The organism is Pseudomonas sp. A-B-19 (assembly GCF_019947515.1).
Lineage (GTDB): Bacteria > Pseudomonadota > Gammaproteobacteria > Pseudomonadales > Pseudomonadaceae > Aquipseudomonas.
Genome location: NZ_JAGYGN010000026.1, coordinates 71,139 through 82,219 on the forward strand (window position 1 = coordinate 71,139; position 11,081 = coordinate 82,219).

The following is an 11,081-nucleotide window of genomic DNA, read 5'->3' on the forward strand; positions in this document are numbered from 1 at the left end:
GCGCGATTATGCCTCAAGTCAGTTCGGTTGACCGATCATCGTGCGAATCTTGTTGGCAAGCAGGTCGATGGAAAACGGTTTGGCCACCATGTCCATGCCTTCTTCGAGGAAGCCCTGGCGTTCGGCGGCGATTTCCGCATAACCGGTCATGAACAGCACTTTGAGTCCGGGGCGGTGCTGGCGGGCGATTTCCGCCAGTTGCCGGCCGTTCATGCCTGGCAACCCGACGTCGGTCACCAGCAGGTCCACCCGCAGGTCTGACTCCAGCACCGGCAGGGCACCCTTGGCATCTTCGGCTTCATGGGCGCGGTAGCCGAGCTCCTTGAGAAGGTCCAGTACCAGCATGCGCACCGCCGCATCGTCCTCGACCAGCATCACGGTTTCTCCGGCAATTGCCGCCGGTGCCTCGCCGATGACGGGCGACAGGACTTTTTCCGGTTCGGTCGAATGCAGGCGCGGCAGGTACAGGCGCACGCTGGTGCCCCGTTCAGGCAGGCTGAACAGACTGACGTGGCCCCCCGATTGTTGGGCGAAACCGTAAATCATCGACAAGCCCAAGCCAGTGCCCTGGCCAATGGGCTTGGTGGTGAAGAACGGGTCGAATGCCTTGGCCAGCACCAACGGCGTCATGCCGGTGCCGTTGTCGCTGACGGTGATCATCACGTAGTCGCCGGCCTTGACCGGTTCCAGGGTCGTGATGTCGTCGCCGTCGAGGTACACATTGGCGGTTTCGATCTGCAGCACGCCGCCATCGGGCATGGCGTCCCGGGCGTTGATCACCAGGTTGAGCAAGGCATTTTCCAGCTGGCTGACATCGGTGCTGATCCGCCAGATGTTTTCGGCCAGTTGCAGTTTGAGCTCGATGTGGTCGCCCTTGGTTCGTCTGAACAGGTCTTCGAGCGAGTGAATCAACTCGTTGGGGTTCAGTGGCTTGCGGTTGAGCGACTGCCGCCGGGAGAACGCCAGCAAGCGATGGGTGAGGGCGGCGGCACGGTTGGCCGAAGACACTGCCGCCTCGGTGAATCGGCCGATCTCGCTGGTACGGCCGTCGGCAATGTAGCGCTGCATCAGGTCGAGGCTGCCAATGATGCCGGTGAGCATGTTGTTGAAGTCATGGGCGATGCCGCCGGTAAGCTGGCCGACCGCATCCATTTTCTGGGCATGGCGCAAGGCGTCTTCGGCACGCTCACGTTCGAACATCTCGTTCTGCAGGCGCTCGTTGGCCTCGGCCAGTTGGCGGGTGCGGGCGGCCACCCGCTCCTCAAGGGTTTCGTTCAGGTTGCGCAGGGCTTCTTCGGTCTTTTTGCTTTCGGTTTCATCGATCACGAAGATGTAGAAACCGTTTACCGCGCCGTCTGCGCCGTGGCGTGGCAGGTAATTCATCAAGGCCTGGCGGATGCTGCCGTCGCGGTGCGGCGTGCCGATGCTGAAACTGCAGGGCCGGCCGGACAGTGCCTCAGTGATATGCGGGGCGCATAGCGCGTAGGTTTCTTCGCCGAGCACTTCAAGAATGGTAAGCCCGTAAAGCTCTTGCGGCGTCCGGCCGTACCAGTCGAGGTACGCCGCATTGTTCAGGCGAAAGCGTTCTTCACGGTCGACGTAGCTGATCAGGACCGGCATGGCGTTGATGATCAGTTGCAGCTCGGTCTGGCTCTGGCGCAAGGCCTGTTCGGTGTGTTTGCGTTCGGTCAGGTCCAGGGCGGCGCCGAGGAAACGCATCGGCCGGCCGTGGTGATCCTTGTAACAGCGTCCGCGGGCAAACACCCAGCGCATCTGGCCGTCGGTTTGCAGCAGGCGATACTCCTCGGCGTACTCAGTGCCGTGGGTGATGCAATGCTTGATGCTGCGGGCGATCAGGGCGCGGTCTTGCGGGTGTACGCCGTGCAGGTACTCGCTGATCGGCAACTGACTGGCCATGGCCGGGTCGATGCCGTGCAGTTGGGCAAAATGCGCATCGGCGATGAAGCGGTCCTCGCTGATGTCCCAGTCCCAGGTGCCGACCGCATCGGTGGCGGCGAGGGCCAGTTGCAGGCGCTCCTCGGTTTCACGCTGGGCCTTGAGGCTGGCCGCCGAGCGCTGTTCGAGTTCGAGGGCGATGCGCCGGCGTTCGTTGGTTTCGATGGCGGTGACCAGGATCCCGGCCACCTTGGCACTTTCGTCACGGATCGGGCTGTAGGTCAGGTCAAGCCAGAAGTCAGTCTCCCGGCCCTCACGTTGCAGGGTGAAGCGCTGTTCGCTGTAGGTTCGCACCTGACCTTGCAGAACGGCGCTGTATATCGGGTCGGTAAAGTCTTTCAACTCTGGCCAGATCAGGTGTGTCGGTTGGCCGAAAGCGTGTGGATGTTTACTTCCACTGAGCAGGGCGAAGCCGTCGTTGTAGATCTGCGTCAGTTGCGGGCCCCATAGCAGCAGCATCGGCATCGGTGAGTGAATCACGATGTCCACGGCGGTTCGCAGGCTTTGTGGCCATTTGCTGGCTGCGCCAAGCGGGCTGCTTGTCCAGTCGATTCGGGCGATCAAGGCCTGGGCATCGCTGGCGGTGGGTGTTGCGTTCATCCGGGAGTCCTGCACCAATTCGCTATAGCTGGCGTCTATTCTTGCACAGCTGGTCGATTGTGGAGGATCCGTCAGGGTGAGCGGTAGGCGACACAGTACCCTGTGGGAGCGAGCTTGCTCGCGATGGCGTCGGGTCAATTTGCATTGATGTCAACTGACACTCCGCTATCGCGAGCAAGCTCGCTCCCACAGGTAATCTCATTTCAATCCATCAGTTCGGGCCGGTCGCGAAACTGCTCCAGCGCCTCGGGATTGGCCAGGGCATCGGTGTTTTTCACCTTCTGCCCGTGCACCACATTGCGTACCGCCAACTCAACGACCTTGCCGCTGATGGTCCGGGGAATGTCGGTGACCGCGACAATCTTCGCCGGCACATGGCGTGGCGTGGTACTGGCGCGAATCGTCTGGCGGATCTGTTGTTGCAGTGCCTCGTCCAGTTCGACTCCGTCGCGCAACTGTACGAATAGCACCACCCGTACGTCATCCTGCCACTGCTGACCGATGGCCACGCTGTCGAGCACCTGTGGGATTTTTTCCACCTGGCGATAGATTTCCGCCGTACCGATGCGCACGCCGCCGGGGTTGAGCACGGCATCGGAGCGGCCGTGGATCATCATCCCGCCATGGGGCAGTTGTTCAGCGTAATCGCCTTGGGCCCAGACGCCGGGGAACAGGCTGAAATAGGATTTGCGCAGTTTCTCGCCATCGGGATCGTGCCACAGACCCACGGGCATTGCCGGGAAATGGCGGGTACAGACCAGCTCGCCTTTTTCGCCGATCACCGGTTGGCCGGCGTCGTTCCACACTTCGACAGCCATGCCCAGGCTCTTGCCCATGATTTCGCCACGTCTGACGGGCGACACAGGGTTGCCGTTGACGAAGCACGAGACGATGTCGGTGCCACCGGACATCGAGGCCAGGCACAGGTCAGCCTTGAAGTCGCGATAGACGAAGTCGTAACTGTGCGGTGACAGCGTCGAGCCGGTGCACAGCAGCATCTTGAGGCTGCCCAGGTCATGGCTTTCCCGGGGCTTGATGCCGCTGCTTTCCAGGGTCGCGAGGTATTTGGGGCTGGTGCCAAAGACACTGATGCCCTCGTCGTCGATCAGGTCGATCAGGCGTTGCGGGTCGGGGTGAAACGGCGAGCCGTCGTACAGCACCACCGCACTGCCGACCGCCAATGCCGACACCAGCCAGTTCCACATCATCCAGCCGCAGGTGGTGTAGTAGAACAGGCGTTCGCCGGGGCCGAGATCGCAATGCAGGCCGTGTTCCTTGACGTGTTGCAGGAGTACGCCGCCGGTGCTGTGGATGATGCATTTGGGCACGCCGGTGGTGCCGCTGGAGTAAAGGATGTACAGCGGATGGGCGAAGGGCACGGGAACGAAATCCGGCTCGCCGCCAGGCTCGTAGAAATCGTTCCACAGCGTCACGTTGGCCGGGGTGTGGAAGTGTTCGATCCGCGTGTGCGGCCGCGCATAGGGCACGATGATCAACTGCTGCAACGACGGCAGGCGCTCGAGGATTTCGTTGACCTTGGCGGTCTGGTCGATGTCCTTGCCGGCGTAGCGATAACCGGCGCAGGTCACCAGCACTTTCGGTTCGATCTGGCCGAAACGGTCAACCACCCCATGGGTGCCGAAGTCAGGTGACGAGCAGGACCAGATTGCGCCAAGGCTGGTGGTGGCGAGCATGGCCACCAGGGTTTGCCAGGTGTTGGGCATGCACGCGGCAACCCGGTCGCCAACCCTGACACCGGCCGCTGTCAGCCCGTTTTGAAAGCCGGCGACATGTTCCGCGAGCTCGGCCCAGGTCAAATGTTCACGCAGACCGTTTTCGCCGACGGCTACCACGGCGATCGCATCATCGCGACGCTGCAGCAGGTGTTCGGCAAAGTTCAGCGTTGCGCCGGGGAACCACTGGGCACTGGGCATCTGCGGGCCTTCAAGCAGCACCGCGTCGGGTTGCTCGTGCCAGCGGATGTCGAAGAAGTCGACGATAGCCTGCCAGAAGTCCGGGCGTTGCTCGATGGACCATTGGTGCAGGGCAGGGTAGTCGTCAATCTTGAGGTGATGCCGCTGATTGACGAAACGCCGGAAGGCCTCCATGCGGGTCTTGCCAATGCGTTTGGCGTCAGGTTGCCAGAGGATGTCGGACATGGTTTGCCTCTTCTTTTTTATGCCTTCACACAGGCTGATGTGGAGCCAGCTCTTGTGGTGAGGGGGCTAGCAAATGATCACTGCGCCAACCACCCACCGTCGACATTCCACGCCGCGCCACGCACCTGGCTGCCGGCTTCGCTACACAAAAACAGCACCAGCTCACCCAGTTGCGGCGGTGTCACGAACTCCAGCGATGGCTGCTTCTCAGCAAGTAAATCATGCTGCGCCTGCTGCGGATCGATCCCACTGGCGGCACGATCATCAATCTGCTTCTGCACCAGCGGCGTCAATACCCAGCCTGGGCAAATCGCGTTGCAGGTGACCTGGGTGGTCGCGGTTTCCAGCGCGACCACTTTGGTCAAGCCGATCACCCCGTGCTTGGCGGCGACATAGGCTGACTTGCCCACCGAGCCGACCAAGCCATGCACCGAAGCAATGTTGATCACCCGGCCCCAGCCCTTGGCGCGCATGCCGGGCAGGCTCAAACGGGTGCTGTGGAACACCGACGACAGATTGATGGCGATGATCGAATCCCAGCGCTCAACCGGGAACTCATCCACCGCTGCCACGTGTTGAATGCCAGCGTTGTTGACCAGAATGTCGACGCCGCCGAACTCGCGCTCGGCGTAGGCGATCATGTCGGCGATTTGTGCCGGATCGCTGACATCGGCCGGGTGATGACCGACCTTGCCGCCGAACTGTTCGACTTCGGCAATCACCCTGGATGCATCGCCAAAGCCATTGAGGATCAGATTGGCCCCAGCCTTGGCCAGGCTGAGGGCTATCCCCAGGCCGATGCCGCTGGTGGAACCGGTGACCAGTGCGGTCTTGCCCGAAAGAGTCGTCATGAATACCTCACACAATGCCAGTGGCGTAGAAGGTGCCGATCACTACGAAAACCGCCAGGGTCTTGATCAGCGTAATACAGAAAATGTCTTTGTAGGCTTCGCGGTGGGTCAGCCCGGTGACCGCCAACAGGGTAATGACGGCGCCGTTGTGCGGCAGGGTGTCCATGCCGCCGCTGGCCATGGCGGCGACCCGGTGCAGCACTTCCAGCGGGATGTTCGCCGCATGGGCGGCGCTGATGAACTGCTCGGACATCGCCGCCAGCGCGATGCTCATGCCACCTGAGGCGGAACCGGTGATGCCGGCCAGCAAGGTCACGGTAATCGCTTCGTTGACCAGTGGGTTGGGGATGCTCTTGAGCCAGTCGGCCAGCACCAGAAAACCCGGCAAGGACGCGATCACCGCGCCAAAACCGTATTCCGAGGCGGTGTTCATCGCCGCCAGCAAGGCACCGCTCACCGCACTTTTGCTGCCTTCGGCCAGCTTGCGGCTGATCGCCTTGTAGCCGAACACCAGCACCATGAGGATGCCGACCAGCAAGGCTGCCTGTACCGCCCAGATCGCCGTGAGCTTGGCGATGTCCGTGGTCACCGGGGCGGCCATGCCCGGCAGCGCGAGGCTGTGGGTCTTGCCGTACACCTGTGGAATCCAGTGGGTGAACAACAGGTTCATGATGCCCACCGCCAGCAGTGGCGAGAGCGCCAGCCACGGGTTGGGCAGCTTGAGGTCGGCGGCGGTTTCCGGCTCGTTGCGCAGGTCAGCACCATAGCCTTCACCGGCACGCTGGGCCTTGTTGCGCTGACGCTGGAGAAACAGCATGCCGGCACAGAACACGAAGATTGTGCCGATCAATCCCAGCCACGGCGCCGCCCACGCGGTGGTGTTGAAGAACGTGCTGGGGATGATGTTCTGGATTTGTGGCGTGCCGGGCAGGGCGTCCATGGTGAACGAGAACGCACCCAGGGCAATGGTCGCCGGAATCAGGCGCTTGGGGATGTTGCTTTGGCGGAACATCTCGGCGGCAAACGGATAGACCGCGAACACCACCACAAACAGCGACACGCCGCCGTAGGTCAGCAAGGCGCAGACCAGCACGATCACCAGCATCGCCTGGCGGGTGCCCAGCAGGCGAATCGCCGCGGCGACGATGGAACGCGAGAAGCCGGACAGTTCGATCAGCTTGCCGAACACCGCGCCGAGCAGGAATACCGGGAAATAAAGCTTGATGAAGCCGACCATTTTTTCCATGAACACCCCGGTGAAAGCGGGGGCGACGGCAGACGGGTCAGTCAGCAGGACAGCGCCTAGGGCGGCAATCGGGGCAAAGAGGATAACGCTGTAGCCACGGTAGGCAGCCAGCATCAGCAGCGCGAGGGCTGCCAAGGCAATGATCACACTCATGGTGTGTCTCCTGGGTTGTTATTTTTGTTGGGTGAAGCCTGGTAGGAGAGGGCTATAGCGAGTTTTGTGCCATCTTGTTAAGTTATTGAAATATAAGGATATATTTTATTTCTGTGGGCTGGATTCGAATGCTTTGTCTCTAATTGGAGACTTTTGGAGATAGTGCTGGCCTCATCGCGAGCAAGCTCGCTCCCACAGGGGGACGGAGTAGGTCGGGAGAACAGGGTCTACTGTGGGAGCGAGCTTGCTCGCGATGATCTGTCTAACAATGGAGATTTGTGTCTCGTTATTGAGACTCTGCAATCCCCAACGCCACCATCTTCTTGTACAGCGTCGACCGGCCAAGCCCCAGCCGCGCTGCTGCTTCCACCACCTTGCCCCCGCATTGCGCGAGGGTGGTTTCGATCAGTTGCCGGTCAAATCGCTCGCGCGCCGCACTGAACGTTTCATGGGCAAGCGGCTCGATAGTCAAGGGCGCCACGCGCTCTACCTGGGTAAACGTACCAATCGCCGCGCGGATGTCCGCCGCTGTCAGGCGCAAGTCGTCACTGAGCAGCGCGGCCCGTTCCAGCACATTGCGCAGTTCGCGGATGTTCCCCGGCCAGGCGTGTTGCCCCAACAGTTCCAGGGCCTCGTGGTGCAATTCATGCTGGCTGCGCAGCTCCTCAAGAATGGCTTCACTGAGCGCCGGCACGTCATCGAGGCGGTCGCGCAAGGGCGGAACCTGGATCGGCAGCACGTTGAGCCGGTAGTACAAGTCGGCACGGAATTCGCCGCGTTTGATGGCAGCCTCGAGGTCGGTCGAGGTTGCGGCGATCACCCGCACATCGCTCTGGATCACTTCGTTGGAGCCCACCGGCTCGAACTCCTTTTCCTGCAACACTCGCAACAGTTTGCTTTGCAGGGGCAGCGGCATGTCGCCGATTTCATCGAGGAACAGTGTGCCGCCCTGGGCGATCTGCAATTTGCCGGCACGGCCCTTGCGGTCGGCACCGGTAAATGCGCCAGGGGCGGTGCCGAAGAATTCGGCCTCCAGCAGCGATTCGGGAATCGCCGCGCTGTTGACACTGACAAACGCCTTGCGCGCGCGGGGCGAGGCATTGTGGATCGCCTGGGCCAGCAGCTCCTTGCCAGTGCCGGTTTCACCCAGCAACAGCACCGGCGATTCGGTACTCGCACTGCGCCGGGCGCGGCGTTTGACTTCCAGGCTGGCGGCGCTGGTGCCAATGAAATGGGCGAAGTTGTATTTGGTCTGCCGCGCCCGCAGCAGCGAGCGGGTGGAGGCCAGTTCTTCCTGCATGCTCATGTAGCGCTTGAGCATCGGCGACAGGCTGCGCAATTCGTCGAACAGGGCGAAACCGATGGCGCCAATCACCTCGCCGGCGTCATCGTGAATCGGCAGGCGCATGACCACCAGCGGCTCTTTGGGGGTGTCTTGCATATCCAGCAGAATCGGCCGGCCGGTGCGCACCACTTCACGCAACAGGCTGCCGGGGATCACGCTTTCGCAGGGTTTGCCGATTGCGCCTTGCGCCGATTGCAAGCCGAAGCGCCGGGCATAGCGCTCATTCATCCAGACGATGTTGGCATCACGGTCGACAATCACCGTGCCCTCGCTCGATTGCTCGATGATCTCGAACAACGAGCGGATCGCCAGCAGGCGAACGCGCTGGTAGTCCTTGAGGCTTTCGGTGGTGTTCATGGGGGTTGGTCCTGATGATGTGTTGGCTGTGCCGGCCTCTTCGCTGGCAAGCCAGCTCCTACAGGGGATTTGTGAACGACACAGATCAACTGTAGGAGCTGGCTTGCCAGCGAAGGCCGCGACTCGGTCCAGAGCCAGAATTATGCCTGCCCCAACAGCGCCGCCGCCAACAGCTCCTTGGTGTACGGATGCTGCGGTGAGTCAAACACCTGATGGCTGGCGCCGCGTTCCACCACTTTGCCGTCCTTGATCACGATCATGTCGTGGGCCAGGGCGCGCACCACCGCCAGGTCGTGGCTGATGAACAGGTAGGTCAAACCGTGTTTTTCCTGAAGCTGGCGGAGCAGGACGACCACTTGTTTCTGCACCGTGCGGTCGAGCGCCGAGGTCGGTTCGTCAAGCAGGATCAGCGCCGGCTTGAGCACCAGCGCCCGGGCGATGGCGATACGTTGGCGCTGCCCCCCGGAGAACTCGTGGGGATAGCGATGGCGACTTTGCGGGTCGAGGCCGACTTCGCTCAATGCGCGGATCACTTCGGCACTGCACTCTTCAGGGCTCAACTGGCTATGCACCTCCAGGCCTTCGCTGATGATTTGTGCCACGGACATCCTTGGGCTGAGGCTGCCGAACGGGTCCTGGAACACCACCTGCATCTTCTTGCGCCACGGTCGCAGCTGTTTTTGCGTCAGGTCGTCCAGCGCCTGGCCCTGAAAGCGGATGCTGCCTTCGGAGTCGAGCAAACGAAGAATTGCCTGACCGAGCGTGGACTTGCCGGAACCGGACTCACCGACGATGCCCAGGGTTTTGCCGCGCTGAATATTCAGGCTGATGCCATCGACGGCGCGCAGCCAGGTTTTGCGTTGAAACAAACCACCACCAACGGGAAACCGCACTTGCAGATTGTCCACCTCCAGTACGTTTTCGCGCTCGTCCCGGGGCAAGGCTTCGCCCTCGGGTTCGGCGTGCAGCAATACGCAGCTGTAAGGGTGCTTCGGTTCGGTGAAAAGAACTTCGCAAGGCGCCTGCTCGACGATTTCCCCGGCCTTCATCACGCACACGCGCTGGGCGATACTGCGCACCAGGTTAAGGTCATGGCTGATCAGCAGCAGTGACATGCCCAGTCGCTGTTGCAGGGATTTGAGCAGCAGCAGGATCTTGCGCTGCACCGTCACATCCAGCGCAGTGGTCGGCTCGTCGGCGATCAGCAGTTCCGGCTCGCACGCCAGGGCCATGGCGATCATCACCCGCTGGCGCTGCCCGCCGGACAATTGATGGGGATAGGCCTTGAGGCGCTCCTCGGGTTTCTGGATGCCCACCAGGTGCAGCAATTCAAGAATCCGCTCTCGCGCCGCTATGCCCGCCAGGCCTTTGTGCACCAGCAGCGTTTCGCCGATCTGCTTTTCGATGCTGTGCAGCGGGTTGAGGGAGGTCATCGGCTCCTGGAAGATCATCGCGATGCGATTGCCGCGCAGTTGTCGCAACTTGCCGACCTCGGCGCCCACCAGTTCCTGGCCGCGATAGCGAATGCTGCCCGTCGTTTCGGTATCGGTTTGCGGCAGCAATTGCAGGATCGAGTGGGCCGTCACCGACTTGCCCGATCCGGATTCGCCCACCAGCGCCAGACATTCGCCGGAGCGGATGTCCAGGCACAGATTGCGCACCACGGTCTGGCCACTGAAGGCCACGCTGAGGTCACGGATTTCGATCAGGTTGGTCATGTCAACATCCGCATCAAGAGCGGGGATCAAAAGCGTCGCGCAGCGCTTCGCCAATGAACACCAGTAAAGAAAGAATCAGCGCCAGGGTGAAAAACGCCGTCAGGCCCAGCCACGGTGCTTGCAGGTTTTGCTTGCCCTGGCCGATCAGCTCGCCCAGGGACGCGCTGCCGGCAGGCATGCCAAAGCCGAGGAAGTCCAGCGCCGTCAGGGTGGAAATCGCCCCGGTGAGAATGAACGGCAAGTAGCTCAAGGTCGCGTTCATGGCGTTGGGCAGAATGTGCCGCATGATGACCTTGCGGTCGGTCAGGCCCAGCGCGCGCGCGGCCTTGACGTATTCCAGGTTGCGCCCGCGCAGGAACTCGGCACGCACCACGTCCACCAGGGCCAGCCATGAAAACAGCGCCATGATCCCCAGCAGCCACCAGAAATTCGGTTCGACAAAGCCCGACAGGATGATCAGCAGGTACAGCACCGGCAACCCGGACCACACCTCCAGCAGACGCTGGCCAAGCAAATCTACCCAGCCGCCGTAATAGCCTTGCAGGGCCCCGGCCGCGATACCGATCAGGGCACTGACAAAGGTCAGCATCAGGGCAAACAGGATCGACACCCGGGCACCGAATATCACCCGGGCCAGAACGTCCCGTGCCTGGTCGTCGGTGCCCAGCCAATTGACGCTGGAGGGCGGGCTGGGGG

At 61.7% G+C, this 11,081-nt stretch carries 7 protein-coding genes; all 7 read right to left on the reverse strand.

Annotated features, from left to right (window positions below; all coding sequences use genetic code 11):
* Positions 1–18: 18 nt before the first annotated feature.
* Positions 19–2,556, reverse strand: a complete 2,538-nt coding sequence (locus KGA81_RS23895; protein WP_223549087.1) for a PAS domain-containing protein — start codon at positions 2,554–2,556, stop codon at positions 19–21.
* A 203-nt stretch (positions 2,557–2,759) separates the two neighbouring features.
* A complete protein-coding gene (locus KGA81_RS23900; RefSeq protein ID WP_223549088.1) occupies positions 2,760–4,715 on the reverse strand; it encodes an acetoacetate--CoA ligase in 1,956 nt (651 codons plus the stop codon).
* Between the two features lie 77 nt (positions 4,716–4,792).
* Positions 4,793–5,566: a 3-hydroxybutyrate dehydrogenase gene (locus KGA81_RS23905; RefSeq protein WP_223549089.1), complete on the reverse strand. Its 774-nt coding sequence runs from the start codon at positions 5,564–5,566 to the stop codon at positions 4,793–4,795.
* A gap of 7 nt (positions 5,567–5,573) precedes the next feature.
* Positions 5,574–6,965 carry a GntP family permease gene (locus tag KGA81_RS23910; RefSeq protein ID WP_223549091.1) on the reverse strand — a complete coding sequence of 464 codons (1,392 nt, stop codon included), beginning with the start codon at positions 6,963–6,965 and terminating at the stop codon, positions 5,574–5,576.
* A gap of 286 nt (positions 6,966–7,251) precedes the next feature.
* Positions 7,252–8,667, reverse strand: coding sequence for a sigma-54 interaction domain-containing protein (locus KGA81_RS23915; protein ID WP_223549093.1), 1,416 nt, complete (start codon positions 8,665–8,667; stop codon positions 7,252–7,254).
* A 140-nt stretch (positions 8,668–8,807) separates the two neighbouring features.
* A complete protein-coding gene (locus KGA81_RS23920) occupies positions 8,808–10,385 on the reverse strand; it encodes an ABC transporter ATP-binding protein (protein WP_223549095.1) in 1,578 nt (525 codons plus the stop codon).
* Between the two features lie 13 nt (positions 10,386–10,398).
* On the reverse strand, positions 10,399–11,081 hold a 683-nt coding region (locus KGA81_RS23925; RefSeq protein ID WP_223549098.1), incomplete at its 5' end, for an ABC transporter permease.

Coding starts and splice junctions, on each gene's coding strand:
- KGA81_RS23895 (WP_223549087.1), bottom strand. CDS start 2,556: ATGAACGCAACACCCACCGCCAGCGATGCCCAGGCCTTGATCGCCCGA.
- KGA81_RS23900 (WP_223549088.1), bottom strand. CDS start 4,715: ATGTCCGACATCCTCTGGCAACCTGACGCCAAACGCATTGGCAAGACC.
- KGA81_RS23905 (WP_223549089.1), bottom strand. CDS start 5,566: ATGACGACTCTTTCGGGCAAGACCGCACTGGTCACCGGTTCCACCAGC.
- KGA81_RS23910 (WP_223549091.1), bottom strand. CDS start 6,965: ATGAGTGTGATCATTGCCTTGGCAGCCCTCGCGCTGCTGATGCTGGCT.
- KGA81_RS23915 (WP_223549093.1), bottom strand. CDS start 8,667: ATGAACACCACCGAAAGCCTCAAGGACTACCAGCGCGTTCGCCTGCTG.
- KGA81_RS23920 (WP_223549095.1), bottom strand. CDS start 10,385: ATGACCAACCTGATCGAAATCCGTGACCTCAGCGTGGCCTTCAGTGGC.